Source organism: Streptomyces sp. NPDC004327, from assembly GCF_042873935.1.
Classification (GTDB): Bacteria; Actinomycetota; Actinomycetes; order Streptomycetales; family Streptomycetaceae; genus Streptomyces.
In genome coordinates this window covers 1231569-1249686 of the sequence record NZ_JBIAME010000001.1, presented here as the reverse complement: position 1 = coordinate 1249686, position 18118 = coordinate 1231569, and the positions used below count along the sequence as shown (strand labels likewise).

Genomic DNA, 18118 nt, shown 5'->3' with positions numbered 1-18118 from the left:
GCCCTCGTGCTCGACGCTGCCCTCCTCGTGGGTGCCTTTCTTACCGCGGCGGCAGTAGAAGGGCTCGAAGCCGCATTCTCTGAACTTCGCTTCTGGGTGTGAAGTTCAGCCTGCTGGTGGTCAGGGCAGCAGTTGGCGTGTCTCGATCCAGGGAAGAAGCCGATCGTGCGTCGGGCCGGGCTGCAGGTGGCCGATGAGCCACTCCAGGTGGGCTGTCAGGATCTTATGCCGCCGAAGCTCGCGGATCTGTTCGATGGGAACCTTGCGCCAGTTGGCGGCGATGGCCGCCGCTTCTGGTGGCGACATCGCCAGGGCGGCGAGCGTGTCGGCGCCCAATGCCTCTGGACTCCAGTCAGAGTTCTCGTCCTCGGGACCGATGTGTTCGATCACCCACGTTCTTAGCATGAAGTCCTGCTGGAGTTCGCGCGCTGATCCCTCAGCGCCGCCGCCAAGCATGCGCTGGTTCGCCAGCAGCGACAGCCCAGCCCAGCGTCGACGCACTTCGCGGGGCTGGTCGGAGTCGTAGGCGTGCTGTTGGGCAACAACGCGAACCGCTTCGAGCTGCCACCAGTCGTGAGCGTCCACAGTGAACGCCTGGAGTCGTTCGATCGGCCAAGTACTCAGATCACGCTCTGTTGCCCCTTGATCTGAACCGGTGCTCACTGGCCCTCGCTCCTGGTCGTGGGGATGCCGAGACCGACGACGGTTCGTTGCTGGGAACGCCGGTCGATCTGCGCGAGCTTATCCTCGGCACCGGCAAGGCTGACTCGCAGTCCTTCGACCTCGCCGAGCCAGCCTTCGCGTTCGGCTCGGCTTCGGCGAGGCGGGCGTGGAGGTTGTCCATCCCGTAGGAACGAGCCGTTGTCGCCGGCCGACCGGCCACCGGCAGGTCCCGCAGGAAGGCTGCGACTCCCTCAACTGGCGTCCCCTCCGGGCCGACGAGCCGGCCTGCTCGATGCGGGAGGCGTTGACCTGGCGGCCGTGATCGGTGAACAGCAGGTTCGACCGCAGGCCCTCGGGCGGGTGCAGCAGCCAGTCGTCCAGCAGCGTCTTCAGCTGCGGGTGCAGGGGGACGTAGCGGTCGGTGTGCATCTTGCCGACCGGGACAAAGTCGACCTCGGCCTCCTCGCCGGGCCGGTGGAATTTCGGAACCATGCCCTCACGGCGTCCGGTCCGGTCCGCCTCCTCCCTGATTTGAAGCCGGCAAACGCGCAGGTAGTCGTTAAGGGTGGTGTAGGCGACGGCCGTGAAGCCGTACTCATCGCGCGCATCGACTCGGAGCAGCGAAACGAGGATGCGAAGGGGCAGTTCTGAGCACTACAACGAGGAGATGACCATCTTCCTGTGTTCCAAGTGCGGCGCCGCGATCACGCCGGAACTGACCGAGCTTGCCGCCATCCCTGACGTCTCGGACGACGAGCGCGACCGGGACAAGAAGACACGCCGGGCACCTTCCACCGTCCCGCGAGGCCACTACGCGATCGATCCCGAGCCTTGGGGGTCGCCCTACGTCGTGCAGGACGATCAGGAGGACCCGAAGCCAGCTCAGTCACGCGGACTCGTGGTCTGTCGTGAAGAAGGCTTCGTCATCTCGGCCGGCAGCCGACACACGGTGCTGGTGCACCCTGACGACGCCGCCAGCCTTCAGCCACTGCCCAACTGGGAGAACAGCAGTGGGTGCTGCGGACCCACAGGCGACGAGGGACTCAACCGGGTCTGCCCCTGCGGCGCTCCGGTCGCGACCCTCGCGGCTGACTGCTTCGGGCCCTTCGAGCTGCACCTCGACCCCGTCCGGACCTACGCGTTCTCCCAGTAAGACCACGACGCTTGCGTGAACAACATGCGTGACGCACCCGACGGAACCCGTCCACCCAACTCCTCTCCGACTGCTTTCCGTGGTGAACGGCGGCCCGCAGGCGGACTGCCGCCGAGCTGGACTGGTTCCGGCAAGACCAGCTCGGGGCGCTCGGCCTGGCCCTCAACGCCATCGTGCTCTGGACGGCGAAGTACGTCGACGCCCCGACGCCCGGCCTCGCGCCGAAGGCCACGAGATCAGGGACGAGGGCATCGCCCGGCTCTTCCCGCTCAAGCGCCGCAATCTAAACCCGCTCGGCCGCTACAGCTTCACTGCCCCCACCCTGGCTGTCGGCGCCCTGCGCCCGCTGAACGACCCTGATGCCCCAGGGCTGGACGAAGAGGACGACGGCGGGCAGGAGTGAGTAGCAGGAGCCGATCGGATCATTCCGTGACGGGCAGGCACTCGGCGAGCAGGGCGACGATGTCATGCCAGGCTCGCTGTGCGTGCCGTGGGTGGTAGCCGACGCCGGGAGGCACGGTGTGGTCGACCGTTGGGTGGTGGAAGGCGTGAAGGGCTCCGCCGTAGACCACGAGGCGCCAGTCGACGCCCGCGGCCTGCATCTCTGCGGTGAACGCCTCCCGTTGCGCGGGCGGCATGATCGGGTCTTCCGACCCGACCCCGGCCCATACCGGGCAGCGAATGCGTGCCGCCTCGCCCGGTCGGCCCGTGGTGAGTGCGTTGACTGTCCCGATCGCGCGCAGGTCGACGCCATCGCGACCGAGTTCCAGTGCGACTGCGCCCCCGGTGCCGTAGCCGATGGCGGCGGTCCGGTCGGGGTCGGCCCGTGGTTCGCAACGCAGCACGTTGAGCGCGGCGTGACCGATTCCTCGCATGCGGTCGGGATCGGCGAGCAGCGGCATGCAACGGGCCAGCATTTCCTCCGGGTCTTCCAAATAGCGTCCGCCGTGGAGGTCGAAGGCCAGCGCCACGTACCCCAGCTCGGCCAGAGCCTCGGCCCGCCTGCGCTCGACATCGCTGAGCCCCATCCCCTCTGGTCCGATCAGGACTGCGGGCCGACGCTCGGCACCGGCCGGGAGCGCGAGGTATCCGATCATCGTCAGGTTGTCGGCCGGGTATTCGACCGTACGGGTTGTGACCGTCGTCATGCGACTGGACGGTAATGACCGTTGCGCCCGCCCGGGGCGGTGTTCACCGATGGCAGACAGCAGTCTGTCCCGACTGCGTCACCCGGACGCGTCGGCTGCCTGCGGGCAAACGGTCGAATGACGACAGGCGCGCTGGCCGTCCAATGCAGCCGGACTTTCCGGGGTCTGACGCCAGCGCCGATCCCATCAGATGGGATGGCGGATGATGCCAGCGGCTGCTGACAGCCAGGGTCGAATGCGACCACCGCGCGAGCGGGGAGCGGCATGGCCCACCTGGTCTACAAGCGGGTGTCGACCGGAAGTCGACCGGCCGTCAGAACCCCTTGCCCACCGCTACCAGGTGGCGGCGCTTCGCAACCACTACGGCGCGCTCTCCGCGATGAACCCTCACCGCCCGCCACCCCCGCACCGGCAAACCGCTGTCCACCGTGACGGTCATGCTCCAGACCCTCTCCGCCGCCGGCAAAGTCCAGCACGACCTCCAACGGCACCTGACCTATGACGGACTACGTGCCGCCGAAGCCAAGGGCAGCAAGGGCGGCCGGCGCCCCGCCGGCGCGGCCGGCAAGACCGGGACCGTCCGCACCGCGTACCTGGAGGGCCGGTCCATCACTGTCCTCGCCCACGAACGGTGTCAGCCGCGGCGCCGGGCGCGCCGACGATCCGCACCGCCGTCGCCGACCTCATGCCCGAGCACACCAGCGCCGGCGAGGACGCCACTCCCCCGAGCTGTCCGTCACCCTTGACATGCCGGTGCAGGCTGCCGACTTCCTCCGCACCGCCGAATTGGAGCCCGTCGACCGCGCCGACCTCGACCGCGCCGCCCTCGACCGGGGCGTCACGGTGCGGCGCGGCCAGGGTTACACCCTGCGCGTCGCCGCCGCCCCGCGGTACACCGCCGACTCCTCACCGCTGCCAGCCGCTCGACGGCGCCCAAACTTCCCGGTGGTCCACGCCCACCGCAAGGCCCGCCGCGAGGACGCCCCGGAAGTCCTGCGCCGTCCGAATGCCGTCGCACATTCCGCGGGCTTCCTGGCCGGTCGTCGCATGCGACCGGTGGGTCAGACGAGCGCCGGTGCGGAAACGGGGAGGTACGGGGCTATGTTGCGCCAGGCGCGCTGGACGTACTCCTCCTTCTCGCCGACCGGGGCGACATAGCGCAACGCGTCTTCAGCGGCGTCGTTGCCCGCGAGGCGGGCGATGGTCCAGGCTGCGAGGTAGGGCGACGCCAGGCAGCCTCCGGCGGTGGCGATGGTGTCCTTGGCATAGAAGGGTCGGTCAAGGACCTCGACTCCCGCGGCGACGACCCACGGCTTCGTGATGAGGTCGGTGCAGGCGGGAATGCCGTTCAGTAGGCCGAGCCTGGCCAGCACGAGCGCGCCCGAGCACTGCGCCGCGATGAGCTGGCGCGAAGGGTCCAGGCCTCGCAGGACGCTCATGATCTCCGGGTCCTCGGTGACCTCGCGGGTGGCGACGCCGCTGCCGACGATGACGGCATCAGCGGCGCACGCCTCCTCCAGCGTGGACATCTGCTCGATGACCACCCCGTTCATCGACGTCACCCTGGGGCCAGGGGTCGCGAGGGTGACGCGCCAGTCATCGGTCCTGACGCGGTTGAGCACACCGAGCGCGATCAGGGAGTCGAGCTCGTTGTAACCCTCGAAGGTGAGGATGGCGATGTGCACGGCGGATGCCCCTTTCCGGGTGAGCGGAACTCGACGGTATGGACCCGCGAGCAGGACAGTCAAAGAATTGTCATGGATACAATCCGGGCTCATGGCAGCCCCGCGATACAAGAAGCTGGTCGACGCGCTCGCATCCGATATCCGGGCCGGGCGTCTCGCCCCGGGGGTACGGCTGTTGACCCACCGCGCTCTGGCCGCTCGCGAGGGCATCGCCGTGGTGACCGCGACCCGGGTGTACGCGGAGCTGGAAGCGATGGGCCTGGTCAGCCGGGAGCAGGGCCGCGGTACGTTCGTGCGGGACACCACAGTCCCCACCGGTCACAACATGGACCAGCAGGCCGTTGCCGCTGACGCGGTCGACCTCAGCTTCAACTACCCGTCACTCCCCGGCCAGGCCGACCTCCTGCGGCAGGCGCTGCGCGAGGTGGCCACCTCTGGTGATCTCGACTCGCTGCTGCACTACCAACCGCACCGGGGCCGCCCACAGGACAGAGCCTCCATCGCGCGACACCTCAGGCACCGGGGAATCACCGCCGACGCGGATCACATCCTGATCACCAGCGGCGCCCAGCAGGGCCTGGCCATCACCGTCATGGCCACGCTGGGCGCCGGCGACGTCGTCGCGGTCGACGCACTCACCTACCCGGGCTTCAAGGTGCTCGCGCGCGCCTTCCATCTCGACCTGGAACCCATCCCCACCACGCCCGACGGGCCGGATCTCGATGCTCTGGAGAGAGTGTGCGCGACCCGCCCGGTGCGCGCGATCTACACCATGCCCACCCTGCACAACCCTCTGGGCTGGGTCATGTCGGCGGCCGACCGCACCCGCCTGATCAGGATCGCCCGACGGCACGGCACGCTCATCATCGAGGACGCCTCGTACGCCTACCTGGTCCAGGATCCTCCGCCGCCGCTGGCGGCGACCGCCCCCGACGTCACCCTCTATGTATCGGGGCTTTCCAAGAGCATCGCCACCGGCTTGCGGGTCGGCTTCGTCCTCGCCCCGCCGCCTTCAGTGCCGGCGCTCGAACGCGCCATCCGGGCGACCACCTGGAACACTCCCGCCCTCACCACCGCCATCGCCTGCCGCTGGCTCAACGACGGCACGGTGAACCTTCTGGAAGCGCGGAAACGAGACGACGCCAGGACACGCCAGGAACTCATCAGGCAGGAACTCGCGGGCCTCCCGCTCATCGGACACCCCTCGTCCTACTTCACCTGGCTGCCACTGCCCGACGACGCACGCGCCGACCGCGTGAGCGCCGCCCTCGCGCACCGGCACATCGCGGTTGCCACGGCAGAGCCCTTCACCACCTCGACGCACATCCCGCAGGCGATCCGCCTCGCTCTGGGCTCGACGGACCTGGACCGTCTCCGGTCGACCCTGCGCACAGTGCGCAGCGTCGTCGTCGACGACGCCCGCACCTGAACTCCAAGTCCGGCCCCACCGCGACCTCCAGCGGGGGCCGCGTGAAACAGCCTCACCCGTCGGTACACGTCGTCACGGCCCCCGGAGCGGGAACGGGCACCGCGGCGGCCGTCGCTTGACGGATCGCCGCGTTCTGCGTACCGATCCGACGGTTACGCGGCTTCTTCTATCCGGAACGTGAACTCCCGAGGCGTGAGCTCTCCGGCGAGCATGCGGCATGCGCCGTGCCATGGCGCGGGCGACGGCTTCCTGACCGGCGTCGCTGCCCACCGGATAGAAAGCGAGGCCAAGTTCGTCGAGTACGACTGGAAGCCGGTCATGGACGACTTGTGCGCCTCGACGCGCGTGCAGCCGGCGAGCATCCAAAGGCCGTGGGTGTCGAGACCACGACTCAGGAGGCGGACGGTTCGATCTCCCCCGCAAAGACGATGACCTGGTCGATAAGGCTCCGTCGCAGATGGACGACGTCCGTTCCCGCCAGGCGGGGACCTCCATCCGGCGTGGTAAAGACCCACTGGTACCGGGCCCACTCGTCAGGCATGTCCACCGCCGAGCAGCGCACCATCGTGCCGGTCCCCGCCGGGTGGCGCCGGATGTCCAGCACGAACCGCTCGACCGCCGCGATTCCGTCGCTGCGACCCAACGGCCCCCAGAAGACCACGTCTGAGGTCAGGGCCTGGGAAAGCAGGGCAGTCACATAGCTGTCGTCCGAGGCGTTGAACGCGGAGATGAACGTATCGATCGCGGAGCGTGCAATCTCTTCCTGCATACCCCAGTAATACCAGCTGTTTCGCGCGCGCCCGTCCCGCGAGCCACCTTCCGATCACGGTGAACCATCCCGGGTACGGCGGAACTACAACAGCGTCTACCGGCTTCGTGCTTCCGGTAGCTGGGCGAGATCATCACCGCCGCCGTCCACACCGTCGCTGGCCGGCACTTCAGGCCGATCGCGTGGCCCGGTCACGCCCACTGGAGTCAGGCCTCGTGGCGTCGCTGCGGCAGATCGCCGACGACGTGGAGGGCTACGGCCTTGACGCGGCCGACCTGCGCCAGGCCGCCGACAGCGAGCAGCATCCTGTTCACCCTCACCCAGCCCGTCGGCGTCGACATCAACCGCATCCAGCTCCGGCTCACCAGCCGACGAACTGACCGGCCGGATCGTGTGCTGAGATGCCGCCCGCCCACTACTTCAGAGAGAGCCACATGTCGACGCTCTCGATCCCCCGTTCGCGAAAGACTCCGGCCGGCTTGAATCCCGCCTTTTCGTAGGCGCGGATCGCCTGGGCGTTGGAGGTTCGGGTGCCACCGAAGAGGATGACGTGCCGGCATCCGCGCTGACGCAGGATGCCGAGCGCACCCTTGAGCAGCTCGGTTCCGAGACCGTTGCCCTGCAAATGATCGGCGACGACGGGGGCGATGCGGCAATCCGCGCCGTCCTCAATGGTCCACCCGAGATTCCGGTAACGCACCTTCTCGCCCTCCGGGATGGCGAACTGGGCCAGCAGATACGCCACCACGCGATCGTCCCGGGCATCCGCCAGCACGAAACGCAGGGCGGTCGGGTCGTCGAGAGCGGCACAGATCCGCTCCGCTTCGGTCCGGTCGAGCGGGTGTGGGCTGTAGCGCTCCCTGGTCTCCACCGAGAGCGCTTCGAGGAATTCCCCGAAACTGGATGCGTCTTCGCTCTTGAGGGCACGCAGGGTGGCGACAGCGCCTTTGATCCCGGTGACCGGCCTTGCGAGGAACGGGTGCGCGGTGGATTCATCCATACCGGGCAGCGTAACCAACCTGTCCAGGGGAGGGGGAGGCTGTCGCGCAGCGCCCCGGTGTCGTGGCCAGCTCGCGAAATCAGGCCCCTGGTGCGGTGGTTGGCCAGCACGGGCTTGCGCAGACGCAGCAGCCGGTGCACCGCCGCCGCGCGTAAGCGAAGTGCGACGCTCTGCCCCTGGCCCGGCACTACTGGTCGACACCATTGACCTGGGATGACTCCTGGACCGGGTGCCTGGCCCTCGTGGCCGTAGAGGCCGGATCTACCCGCTTGACGCGCGGGACCGCGCCGCGGGCCTCTTCTTGGAAACCCTTTCGATGGCCGGCTACGACTACCACCATCCCTGTCAACCCTCGGCCTCACCTGGCAAATCCGGACAGAGATCGATCATGCAATGCCCCTGGTCAGGAGTGACAGGTTCTGGGTCACGAATTGGCTGGCCGATGTCGGCCAGCCAATTGGGACGGAAGCGTTCGACGAAGTCTGTGAAGTCGGTCCGCAGATACCGCGAGTCGCACGGCTTCAGCCGGATCTGTTGGCGGCTGTCTGCCCACCAGATCTCGAAATCGGCAACCGTGCCTTCAGCTGGCCAGTCCTTTCCGTCGTCCGGCAGCAGCATGACGTCGACAAAGGCTCCGACGCTCAGGCCGATGTCCACGAAGATTCCGATCGCTCCGGGGCGGGGAACCTTCACCACGGTGCCCTCGAAGACGTACCCGAAGCGCAGGTCCCTCCGTATCCGAACCCACTCAACATCTGTCACCACGAACAGAGCATCGCACCTTCTGCCGTCCACCTCAGCGACACGGCACTGCCGTCACTTCTCATGAGCATCCACGAGCCGACTGATGACCAACACCGCTGCCGCAGCCCGTGGACAACGCTGCTGTGAGACGTGAACGAAGCCACATCATGTCTGCGCGCCGGCAGGGGCGATAGAGGTGTGGGCGGTCACGTAATTCCCCAGGTCCGTGATCAGCAATTCCCCATCCCCTGGCCCTGGTGACCGGCGGCGGCGCCGCCCCGTGCCCCGCGGCTAGAGCTCAACGAGTGTCTCCGGTTATGAGCCAGCCGGGCTGGCAGGTTGACGTCAGATCAGGTGAGCGAGAGAAGGATCTTGCCTCGGCCTGTGCCCGTCTCCAGGAGCTGGTGCGCCTTCGCCGCCTCGGCCAGTGGCAGGGTCTGCGTCACCCCGGGCCGGATCCGCCCCACCGCGAGCAGCCGGAGAGCCTCGGCGAGGTACTCGCCGATCCGCTCGGGAGCCCGACGGGCGAGGTCGCCGATGTTGAACCCGGCTATCGTCCGGTTGCCCTTCCACAAGTCCCACACCGAGGCCGTCCACTGCTCGTGCCGACCGAGGTCTCCGTAGGCCACCAGGCGGCCGAACGGCGCCAGCACGGTCAGGCTCTGCTCTCGGACCGGCCCGCCGACGGGATCGAGGACCAGGTCCACGCCCCGGCCACCGGTCACCTCGGCCAGCTGCTCCGCGAAGCCGTCGCGCAGGAACACCGCGTCGTAGCCGAGCTCGACGGCGTAGGGAATCTTCTCCACCGAGCCGACCGTGCCGTACACCCGAGCGGCCCCCAACTCCCGGGCCAGTTGCGCAGCCGCGAAGCCGACACCTCCTGCCGCGGAGTGGATCAGCACGTCCTCCCCTTCCCGCAGCCGCCCGGCGTCCTTGAGCACACCAAAGGCCGTCGGATAGACGCACGGCAGCCCCGCTGCCTCGGCCGGGTCTGCCTCTCCCGCCCCCGTGCGCAGCGACCTGACGAACCGCGTGTCCGCGGTCACCACCTCGGCGTAGCCGCCGAAGGCCGGCAGATACGCCGCAACCGGCTCGCCGACCTCCAGCCCGCTCACCCCGGCACCGAGCGCGACAACCGCGCCGGCCACCTCCAAGCCGGGAACGTCCACTCCACCAGGCCCGTCAGGGGCGCCGAACTCGCCCCGACGGTGCTGGATCTCGGCGAAATTGACGCCCGCGAAGGCGACCCGCACAGCAACCTGGCCGGCACCAGGCACCGGCTCGGGCAGATCCAGCTGCTCCAGTACCTCGACGCCTCCATTGCCCCGGAACCCGACCGCCCGCATCCGATGCTCCCTTATCGTCACGGCCCTCCCGGCGGGGCCAAACGGTACTCGTAACCCGACCGGCGATCTTGATATTCCCACCGCAGCTCACGTCGCCGCCCGCGACCGCCGTCCCCATGGGGAAGCGTGATCGTCAGGGCGGGGAGAAGCTGTACGGGGTTCGGGTCTTCAGGAGACTCGATGCCGTACGGGCTCGGGCTGGTAGAACTCGCATGCGCCGCGTGTTGATGGGACGCCAGTCCAACGGGGTGTTGTGGCGGTTTCGCACCGGCTGCGGTTGGCGTGATGTGCCGAAGCGTTACGGGGCCTGGTCGACGGCGTACTCGCGGTTCAACACCCGGGCAAGGGTCGGGTGTACACCGGAAGTGCTCTCGGGCGCAGGGTCTGCAGGGTCAGATCATGCTGTTCTTACCGGCCTACTTCAGCGCCGCTTAGCCCTTGCCTCTTCGCGTGGCGGCGGTACCCGAGGAGAATCGCCACATGCGTATTTCGATCATCACCGCCGGTTCACGTGGGGACGTCGCGCCGTTCACGGGCCTGGGACGGTGTCTGTTAGAAGCCGGGCATCAGGTCGCGGTGGCGGCCCACCCGCCCTTCGCCGCACTCATCGGCGAGTGCGGTCTCGAATACCTGCCTTTGCCGGGAGACCCGCAGGAGCTCATCCGGACCAGAGGCCGGACGTCCTCGCCGGAGGAGGCCCAGGCGGTGATGACGGCCTTCCTTGACGGGCTCGCCGACGGGGTGGCAGCGGCCGTGGCGGACCGCACCGACCTGGTGCTCACGGCGTTCGGCCCGGCACCGCTCAGCCAGACGGCCGGTGAGGCGTTGGGCGTTCCCGTCATCGGCACCTATCTCGCACCGGCGTTCGCCACCAGGCAGTTCCCGCTGCCCGGCGCTCCGGGCGCCGATGATCTGGGGCCGGAGGGCAACCTGGCCGCGGGCCAGACGGTGCTGAGGCGCGCGGAAGACCTCCTCGCAGACGCCGTGACCCGGCTGCGCACCCGCCTCGGGCTGCCCGCCGACGCGCCCTCGGCGCCGGGAAAGGACATCCGGCCGGTCTTCCACGGCTTCAGCCCCCTGGTGGTGCCGCGCCCGGCGGACTGGCCGTCCCAGGTCGAAGTGGCGGGCTACTGGTGGCCCTGCCGACCGCACGGCTGGCAGCCTCCGGCCGAGCTCCTCGACTTCCTCCAGGCCGGTCCTCCCCCCGTGTTCATCGGGTTCGGCAGCATGGCACCGGGCCAGGGGGAACGGCTTGGCGAGTTGGTGGCCGCAGCGGTGAAGCAGGCGGGCGTGCGCGCGGTGGTACAGACGGGGTGGGCTGAGATGAGCGGTGGTGGCGACGACGTCCTGGTTGTCGGGGACCTGCCGCATGACTGGCTGTTCCCTCGCATGGCTGCCGTCGTCCACCATGCCGGGGCCGGGACGACCGGAGCCGGGTTGAGGGCTGGAGTGCCCGCCGTGCCGGTACCAGTCATGGCTGACCAGCCGTTCTGGGCCGCTAGGCTGCACCACTTGGGAGTCGCGCCCCGGCCTCTGCCGTTCCAGGACCTCACCGCCGAGACCCTCGGTGCCGCGATCACGACCTGTATCACCGAGCAGGTCTACCGCCGCCGCGCGGCCGAACTCGCCCACCACATCAATGCAGAGGACGGCGCCGCCGCCTTGCTCGCCCGCATCGACATGGAGTGCGCCGGGTGAAACCCGGGGATCGCACCATCGCATTGGGGCAGAGACGGTTCCGCTCCATCAGCGCGGTACCCGGGCGGCCCGGAGCAGGAAAAGGTGACTGCAGGGCTGGAACGATGTCGCAGTTGTGTTGCGGCCATCAGCGCGCGTTTGCATCGTCATCGGCAGACATTCGCCGAGCAAGTCGCCGGGATGGGTCGGCGGTTCGGCCGGCGGACCGAACGACTGCTGTCGACACCGGGGGTCCAGGCCGGCCGCATGGCTGGCTGCACGCCCCAGCGTTGGTCGTCCGCCGCAGTCACGGGGAGCAGCGGCGCCTGCGACTGCTGCTCGCTGGTTCGCACTCGTATACTCGTTCCGGATCATGGAGGAGGACGAGGAGACAGTGAAGCTTGCCGAGGCGCTGGCGGAACGCGCTGAAGCGACGCGCCGCGTGGAACAGCTGCGGTCGCGCGTCGTCGACAACGCGAGGTACCAGGAGGGCGAGACGCCCGCCGAGGACGCGGCCCAGCTGCTCGCCGAGGCCGGCGAGGTGCTGGAGGCCCTGGAATCGTTGATCCGGCGTATCAACCGGACGAACGCCACTGTGGAGATGGGGCCGGACGGCACGCTCACCGACGCCCTCGCGCGCCGGGACGTCCTGCGGTTGCGTCACTCCGTGGTCACCGCGGCGGCAGACGCGGCGGCGGGCAAGGGTGAGCGGGGATACGGTCGGCAACTCCGGTCCGAGCTGCTGATGCTCTCCGCGCTCCCGGTCGCGGAACTGCGTGCTCAGGCGGACGTGCTCGCCCGGGAGATCCGCGAGTTCGACGTGCGGATCCAGCGCACGAACTGGGAGGTCGACCTGCTGGACTGAACGGTCCGGCAGACCAGAACGATGTGGAGCAGGTAGCTGCTTCGGAGGCGTGCACACACCGAGGGCCGGCGGTATTCCGGCCCCTTTCTTGGCGCGTGAAGGGCAACGCGGGGGTTCGATTCCCCTCTGAACAGCGAAGCTCAGCACCGCGTACAGGTAACGGTGCACAGCACACAGCACATCACCACGTGCAGATCCGAGGCGGCGAGGGCGGGCTCGGGGCTTTCCACATCGCGACACCACGGCGGCGCCAACGCCCTGCGGGCCGGTGCAGGCCATCTTTCCCCTCGGCGAGGAGTCCGATGCGGCAAACAGGGGCTCGATCCCGGCCCAGTGGGCGTCGGTTGACACGCTCAATACAGCCAGGGGCCGCCTCCGCCGCAACGCCTCAGAACCCGGCCATGGACTTGTCGAGCACTCCGCCCAGCGCACCGTAGACGCTGCAGCGAACCGAGTGCCTTGCCCGGCAGCGCAGCCCGAACCCCACGATGAACGACACCCCGAAGAGCCCGCCGAGGACCGTCGCTGCCAGCGGGTTGTAGACGATGTACACGAAGCACGCGCCCCCTGCCCAGACCAGGATCGGCAGGAGCGAGCCGCGCAGCACCGTCCCGAACCTGATCCGTTCCGACCCTGATGGCAGCACACCGTCATGCCACACCTCGATGTGATTCCTGGTCCCACACTGCTCAAGTCGCATGAAGCCATCACACACCACCGACACCCACCTCGGACCTGGTTCAGCAGTGAGCGTTTTCAGCTTCGCCACTCCAGGGTGACGCCGTGGTCCTCGCTTGAGTCCTGGCAGCTCCTCGGCTGGGCCCGCCGGCACGGTGGGTTGTCTGTGAGAAGTCGCGGGCGGGCAGTTCGCTGAGAGGCCGACCCTGTGCTTCCGGGCGGACCACGATCGCAGGGAGGGATGGAACACATGCTCGAAGTACCATCCCTGCAAGGTTCTCCGGCCTGTACTTCTCAACCTCCGCAGTGGCGTAGTCGGACGGAGACATCCCTGTAGACAGAGGGCAGAGGGCGATGAGTGTGGCTGAGAGTTGGTCGCGTGTGATGAGTCTTCTTCGGGAGCACGCGCCGGCCGATCACGCGGATCTGCCGGGGCCCGCTACGGAGCAGATGCTCGCGGCAGCCGAAAAGCGGATGGGGATCTCCCTGCATGGGGACCTGCGGACGTGGCTGTTGCAGAACAATCTGGATCTGCCGGAGGAAGATTTCGACGACGACGTGATGTGTTGCGGCTTCGATGGGTTCCCCGACGAGGGGAGCTTCTTTCTGGGCATCCGGGCGATGGAGAGGCTCTACGCGAACCGCTCCACGTCCTGCGGATTCGACCCTCCGGACCAGCCGGACTATCCGTTCTGGCGTAACGAGTGGATCCCGCTCCTGTCGGACCAGGACGGCTGGAGTGGAAAGTTCATTGATGTACGGGACGGGCGCGTCGGCAGCTGGTTTGTGGGTGGCCCCACGGTCACGGGCGAGTACGAATCGATGGCTCAGTATTTTGACTCTGTGGCGGAGACGCTGACGAGGATCGCCGGTGGAAGCTCCCCGGTCTGTCGGTTCACCGAAGGTCGGCTTGTCTGGTCGTGAGACGGTTCCTGACTGGATGATGACCATGGCCGATCCGTCCTCCCCCTGGAAGGGCAATGAGATACACCAGCGTTGACGTTCCAGGGTGATGGCTGCGGCGATGACGGTCATGCGGTTGGGGCTGTAGCGGGCCCGGCGGAAGATCTTCCAGGACTTCAGCCTTGCGATGCTTCGTTCGACCGGTGCCCGTTTGCTGCCGACAGGGCCCGGTTGAACGATCGTTGGGTCGTGGTGAGGTCCCGGTGCGGGAGCCGTCTGATCGGTGTGGTCACCCAGGGGCCGGCTGGCTCCGATGTAGGCGCGGTCGGCGAGGACAGGGGCACCCTGGCGTTCGCAGATCCGGATGATGCGGTGGGTGCGGGCGGCGGTCAGGTCGTGGGTGCGGCCGGGCAGTGCGGGTGAGATCCACAGCAGGTCGCCCGCGGGGTCGGCCATGACCTGCACGTTCACGCCGTGGCGACGGTGCTTCTCCGAGAAGTCGCTCCGGCTGTCTCCGACCCGGTCGCACTCGGCGAGCGTCCCGTCGAGCAGGACGTAATCCGGATCAGTCTCGCGTAGGACACGCAGCAGGCCGGGCGCCCGTCGGGACAGGTGATCGACGACGGCCGGGACGTCGGCGTGGGCGCTGCCGACGGATATGCCGAAGCCGGCGGCGATCTGCGCGAGCGTGTCGTGGCGGCGCAGGTAGACCAGGCCGACGAGGGCGCGCTGGTGTGGCGGTAGCTTGCAGCGTCGGTCACCCTCACGGGTGACGATGAGCATGGATACCCACTCGACCAGAGCGTGCGGCAGGTCGAGTGCGGCAGGGCGGCGAGCCAATGAGGCTCCTGTGTTGATGAGTTGAGATGTCGAACATCTCTCTCAACGGCACGGGAGCCTCGTGCGTCGTGGAACGCTGGCCCGTCACCCGATCGGTGGCCACTCTGAAAGAGCTCAGTGAACGGACAAAGCTGCCTAGAGGGTCGTCGGCCAGGTGACGTCGGTCTCGACAGGCTGGTCGTAGTCCACGCCGTCGACTCCCCATCCGTAGAGCTCGCGTACCTGGCTCATGAACCAGTCCGCCCCGGGACGCGCCTTGAGGAGCCCGGTCTCCGGGTCCGCCCACAGCTCCCGTACGCGCTCCTGAACCTGGTCGTCGAGTTCCCAGCCGTCGAGACGGATCCGGCCCGCGTCGTCGAGGACCAGCGGGGTGCGACCCTCCAGCTGGTCCCACAGCTCCATGGCCTGCTGGGCGGGGCTGCGGAACGCGTTGCCGTCGAGCACGGTCCGCAGGAAGGCGGTGTAGAGGGCGATGGAGGGGATGGCGCTGGACGCCTGGGTCACCGCGGCGCCGGCGACGACCGTGAACGCCCGGCCGTCGGCCGCCTGCACCGCGGGCGAGGCGCTGACCCACCGGGCGGTTGCCTCCAGGTGCTCCTTCGCCGCGCCGATGGTGCCCTGCCGGTACACCGGCGCCGTCACCTCGGAGCCGACGTACGTCAGCGCCACGGTCGTGAAGCCGGGTGCGAGGAGCTGCCGCTCGCCCAGGGCGGCGACCCACAGGGCCCAGTCGGCGCCGCCCATGACCGCGACGGTGGCGTCCTTCTCTTCCTCGGTGCCCGGCTCCAGGCGCATCCGGGACACCTTCGGCTCCGTGCCGGAGAAGTCCAGGGCGGGCGCCTCGTAGGCGGCACCGAGCGGCTTGATCACCGAGTGGTGCACGGTGCCCGTGGCCGGGTCGGTGCGGCGGGGCGCGGCGAGGCTGTAGATCAGGTAGTCGACGGGCCCGTAGCGCTCTGCGACCAGGTCGAGCAACTGCTTCTTGCCCTCGTCCGAGAACGCGTCGGTGTTCACGAACTCGAAGTCCCCGCCGGTCTCGCGGGCGAGATCGGCGACGGCCGCGGTGCGGTACCAGCCGGCCGTCGCGGTCCGGCGTCCGTTGTCCGCGCCCTCGAAGGCGACGCCGACACCTCGGATGCCGTGCTGGCGCAGGCCCGCGAGCAGCGTGGCCAGCCCGTATCCGGCGGAGTGTCCAAGGACGAGGGCGACCGGCCGGCGGCCGTCGGCGCGCGCGGGAATGTCCTCCCACATGCGGCGCACGGTGGCGGCGGCGCCGTCGGGGTGGGAGTTCACGATGAGGAATCCGCGCTGCTTCGGCTCGATCTGGCGCATGCTCATGTCGCGTCCGTTCCACTGGTGACGAGGCGGTTGAGGAGAGCACGCAGATCCGCGATGGTACGCAGGCGGCCGGTCTCCTCGTCCGGGATGGTGACGGACAGCCGCTGTTCCAGGTCGGTCACGAGCTCGGCCAGGGCCAGGCTGTCGATCTGGAGGTCGTGCTCCAGCCGCCCGTCTTCGGGGATCCTACCGACGCCACGGTTGGTGATCCGTGACAGCGCGTGACGGAGATGGCGGTCGGTCGTTGTGCACTCCGGCATTGACACCCTCCCCCGTCTCGCTGTCCGGCCGCCGCATCGGCGTGGAGCCTCACCATCAGCGCGTGTTCGGGACCACCGGCCGCTTGGGCCCGCGGCCGACAGCCGGTTGATCTGCCGGTACTTCCCCCACAGGGGTGGATACCGACCGGGGCCGCGCCTGGAGGGTGACCTCCCCGTGCTCGCCCCGGCCTCCGAAGCGCGCCCGCCCCCGCGACGTCCCGCACATCGCCGGCGCCGCTTCCGCCTGCGGCCGGGCCAGCTGATGTCTGGCTCGCGGCTCAGGTCGTAGGCACCTTTGCCCCCTCTGATCCGGAGCCCCGTGGACACGATCCCTCAGGGAAGAGACCACGATGTCGAGGGCTTCGCCTCCGTACTCCGCATGTGGACCCTTGCGCTGCACCAGAGAGCTTGGTGGGCGACGCGTGCCCGACTCGGTCTATCGCAGCGATGACCGCGGCACTCATTCCGGTGCCTCAGATCGTGGTCTGCTTGGCCGGCTGCGCGACGGTGTTGGTGACACTGCCGGTGGGTCGGGTGCGCAGGCTGCCTGCCACGTACAGCACTGTTCCGAGCGTGAGCCAGGCCGTCAGGACGGTGGCGGGGTGGGTGGCGTCGTGGCCGTTGAAGAAGGAGGTCGAGCGCAGCAGCCGGCCACCGGCACCGGGTGGTAGGAGTTGGCCGAGAGTGCCGGACCAGCCGGGCAGCATCTCGGGAGCGGTCGCGGTGCCCGAGAGCGGGTTGCCGATGAGGACCATGGTGGCGGCGCCGAGGCCGAAGCCGGCGTACCCGAGCAGGGAGGCGAGCCCGAGGACGGTCAGGGACGTGGCTGCGACGGTGAGGGCGACGGCCGCGCTGTTGGCCCAGTAGGAGCCGTCGAGTGAGCCGAACCAGAACTGCAGGATGGCCGCCACGGCCAGTCCGCCGGTGATGGCGAAGGCAAACGCACCGATGATGCGGTGGGCGCTGCCGCGCACGAGCCTGGGCAGGAGCAGGGCGGTGAGCAGGCCGCCCATGACCAGCGGCAGGGCTGCGGCGGCGAGTCCGGCGCCGCGGGGGTCGTCGGCCGGGAGCGGGACGAGGTCGCGGGCGGTGACCTCGGTGTTGGCTCCCGGCGGCTTGGTGAGGCCGGCCGCGAGGGTGTTCAGGGCCTGGGCGACGGCAGTGCTTCCGGCGGATGCGGTGATGACCTGTGGGGTGCCCGAGCTGAGGTCGATCGCCCCGTACACCTTGCGGTCGCGGATCAGCTGCTCGGCGGCGGCAGCGTCGGCGACCTCGGTGACCTCGAAGCCGTCGGGAAGCCGGCGGTCCAGCACGGCAGTGAGTTGTTTGACGGCGGGTGCGGGCCCGGCGACGGCGATCGGCACGTCATGCACCGATGAGCGTACCGACGGCCAGGCGAATGCGGTGAGCAGCAGACTGATGGTCACCGTGAGCAGGGCGACTGCCCCGGCCACTGCCGGCCAGGGCGAAAAGGACGCGGCGCCCGGGGGCGCGGCTTGAGTGGACATGCCTTCTCCTTCAGAGGAGGAAGTTCATCGCCTGGTGAGCGGGATTTCTGACTCGGCACGGACCGCGGGTACGCCGGCGAGTTCGTCCGTCAGGCAGTGTTGGGTGACGGTA

At 68.8% G+C, this 18118-nt stretch carries 17 protein-coding genes and 3 pseudogenes; 8 read left to right on the top strand and 12 right to left on the bottom strand.

Annotated elements, in window-relative coordinates:
- Positions 1 to 120: 120 nt before the first annotated feature.
- On the bottom strand, positions 121 to 663 hold the full coding sequence (locus tag ACFYU9_RS05505; protein WP_389342702.1) for a hypothetical protein: 543 nt from the start codon (positions 661 to 663) through the stop codon (positions 121 to 123).
- Between the two features lie 318 nt (positions 664 to 981).
- Between ACFYU9_RS05505 and ACFYU9_RS05500 the strand changes: the two genes are divergently transcribed.
- The 3 genes and pseudogenes from ACFYU9_RS05500 to ACFYU9_RS05490 form a co-directional block, all read left to right on the top strand.
- Complete coding sequence (locus ACFYU9_RS05500; protein WP_389342699.1) at positions 982 to 1314, top strand: hypothetical protein; 333 nt, start codon at positions 982 to 984, stop codon at positions 1312 to 1314.
- A 16-nt stretch (positions 1315 to 1330) separates the two neighbouring features.
- On the top strand, positions 1331 to 1816 hold the full coding sequence (locus ACFYU9_RS05495) for a hypothetical protein (RefSeq protein ID WP_389342697.1): 486 nt from the start codon (positions 1331 to 1333) through the stop codon (positions 1814 to 1816).
- 131 nt (positions 1817 to 1947) lie between these two features.
- A pseudogene (locus tag ACFYU9_RS05490) lies at positions 1948 to 2219 on the top strand (Tn3 family transposase); the annotation flags it as partial.
- Positions 2220 to 2238: 19 nt separating this feature from the next.
- On the opposite strand, the gene ACFYU9_RS05485 reads toward ACFYU9_RS05490, so the two are convergent.
- Together ACFYU9_RS05485 and ACFYU9_RS05480 are read right to left on the bottom strand one after the other, a co-directional pair.
- Positions 2239 to 2964 carry a dienelactone hydrolase family protein gene (locus tag ACFYU9_RS05485; RefSeq protein ID WP_389342694.1) on the bottom strand — a complete coding sequence of 242 codons (726 nt, stop codon included), beginning with the start codon at positions 2962 to 2964 and terminating at the stop codon, positions 2239 to 2241.
- A gap of 1061 nt (positions 2965 to 4025) precedes the next feature.
- The gene (locus tag ACFYU9_RS05480) at positions 4026 to 4649 is read right to left on the bottom strand and encodes a DJ-1/PfpI family protein (protein ID WP_389342691.1); all 624 of its coding nucleotides are present in this window, start codon (positions 4647 to 4649) and stop codon (positions 4026 to 4028) included.
- A gap of 91 nt (positions 4650 to 4740) precedes the next feature.
- On the opposite strand from ACFYU9_RS05480, the gene ACFYU9_RS05475 reads away from it, so the two are divergent.
- Entirely contained in the window at positions 4741 to 6078 is a 1338-nt protein-coding gene (locus ACFYU9_RS05475) for a PLP-dependent aminotransferase family protein (RefSeq protein ID WP_389342688.1), read from the top strand.
- Positions 6079 to 6469: 391 nt separating this feature from the next.
- Here the strand turns inward: ACFYU9_RS05475 and ACFYU9_RS05470 are convergent, their stop codons facing one another.
- The 4 genes from ACFYU9_RS05470 to ACFYU9_RS05455 form a co-directional block, all read right to left on the bottom strand.
- On the bottom strand, positions 6470 to 6847 hold the full coding sequence (locus tag ACFYU9_RS05470; RefSeq protein WP_389214242.1) for a nuclear transport factor 2 family protein: 378 nt from the start codon (positions 6845 to 6847) through the stop codon (positions 6470 to 6472).
- Between the two features lie 415 nt (positions 6848 to 7262).
- Positions 7263 to 7847, bottom strand: coding sequence for a GNAT family N-acetyltransferase (locus tag ACFYU9_RS05465; protein WP_389342685.1), 585 nt, complete (start codon positions 7845 to 7847; stop codon positions 7263 to 7265).
- A gap of 345 nt (positions 7848 to 8192) precedes the next feature.
- Positions 8193 to 8612, bottom strand: a complete 420-nt coding sequence (locus ACFYU9_RS05460; protein WP_389342682.1) for a hypothetical protein — start codon at positions 8610 to 8612, stop codon at positions 8193 to 8195.
- 329 nt (positions 8613 to 8941) lie between these two features.
- Positions 8942 to 9937 (bottom strand): zinc-binding alcohol dehydrogenase family protein, encoded by a 996-nt coding sequence (locus tag ACFYU9_RS05455; RefSeq protein WP_389342679.1) that lies wholly within the window; start codon positions 9935 to 9937, stop codon positions 8942 to 8944.
- 116 nt (positions 9938 to 10053) lie between these two features.
- On the opposite strand from ACFYU9_RS05455, the pseudogene ACFYU9_RS05450 reads away from it, so the two are divergent.
- From ACFYU9_RS05450 to ACFYU9_RS05440, 3 genes and pseudogenes are all read left to right on the top strand, one after another.
- Positions 10054 to 10287 (top strand): annotated as a pseudogene (locus ACFYU9_RS05450) (transposase); the annotation flags it as partial.
- Positions 10288 to 10417: 130 nt separating this feature from the next.
- Positions 10418 to 11635 carry a glycosyltransferase gene (locus ACFYU9_RS05445; RefSeq protein WP_389342676.1) on the top strand — a complete coding sequence of 406 codons (1218 nt, stop codon included), beginning with the start codon at positions 10418 to 10420 and terminating at the stop codon, positions 11633 to 11635.
- Positions 11636 to 12008: 373 nt separating this feature from the next.
- Complete coding sequence (locus ACFYU9_RS05440; RefSeq protein WP_389343008.1) at positions 12009 to 12479, top strand: DIP1984 family protein; 471 nt, start codon at positions 12009 to 12011, stop codon at positions 12477 to 12479.
- 388 nt (positions 12480 to 12867) lie between these two features.
- Here ACFYU9_RS05440 and ACFYU9_RS05435 read toward each other — a convergent pair whose 3' ends face one another.
- Positions 12868 to 13179, bottom strand: coding sequence for a hypothetical protein (locus ACFYU9_RS05435; RefSeq protein WP_389342673.1), 312 nt, complete (start codon positions 13177 to 13179; stop codon positions 12868 to 12870).
- Positions 13180 to 13511: 332 nt separating this feature from the next.
- On the opposite strand from ACFYU9_RS05435, the gene ACFYU9_RS05430 reads away from it, so the two are divergent.
- Positions 13512 to 14081 carry an SMI1/KNR4 family protein gene (locus ACFYU9_RS05430; RefSeq protein WP_389343005.1) on the top strand — a complete coding sequence of 190 codons (570 nt, stop codon included), beginning with the start codon at positions 13512 to 13514 and terminating at the stop codon, positions 14079 to 14081.
- A 102-nt stretch (positions 14082 to 14183) separates the two neighbouring features.
- Here ACFYU9_RS05430 and ACFYU9_RS05425 read toward each other — a convergent pair.
- From ACFYU9_RS05425 to ACFYU9_RS05410, 4 genes and pseudogenes are all read right to left on the bottom strand, one after another.
- Positions 14184 to 14843: pseudogene (locus tag ACFYU9_RS05425) on the bottom strand (transposase family protein); the annotation flags it as partial.
- 192 nt (positions 14844 to 15035) lie between these two features.
- Positions 15036 to 16238, bottom strand: coding sequence for an enoyl-[acyl-carrier-protein] reductase FabV (locus ACFYU9_RS05420; protein WP_389342670.1), 1203 nt, complete (start codon positions 16236 to 16238; stop codon positions 15036 to 15038).
- A complete protein-coding gene (locus tag ACFYU9_RS05415; protein WP_389342667.1) occupies positions 16235 to 16498 on the bottom strand; it encodes an acyl carrier protein in 264 nt (87 codons plus the stop codon). The genes ACFYU9_RS05420 and ACFYU9_RS05415 overlap by 4 nt, the downstream gene beginning before the upstream one ends.
- A 473-nt stretch (positions 16499 to 16971) precedes the next feature.
- On the bottom strand, positions 16972 to 18006 hold the full coding sequence (locus tag ACFYU9_RS05410) for a hypothetical protein (protein WP_389342665.1): 1035 nt from the start codon (positions 18004 to 18006) through the stop codon (positions 16972 to 16974).
- Positions 18007 to 18118 lie beyond the last annotated feature (112 nt).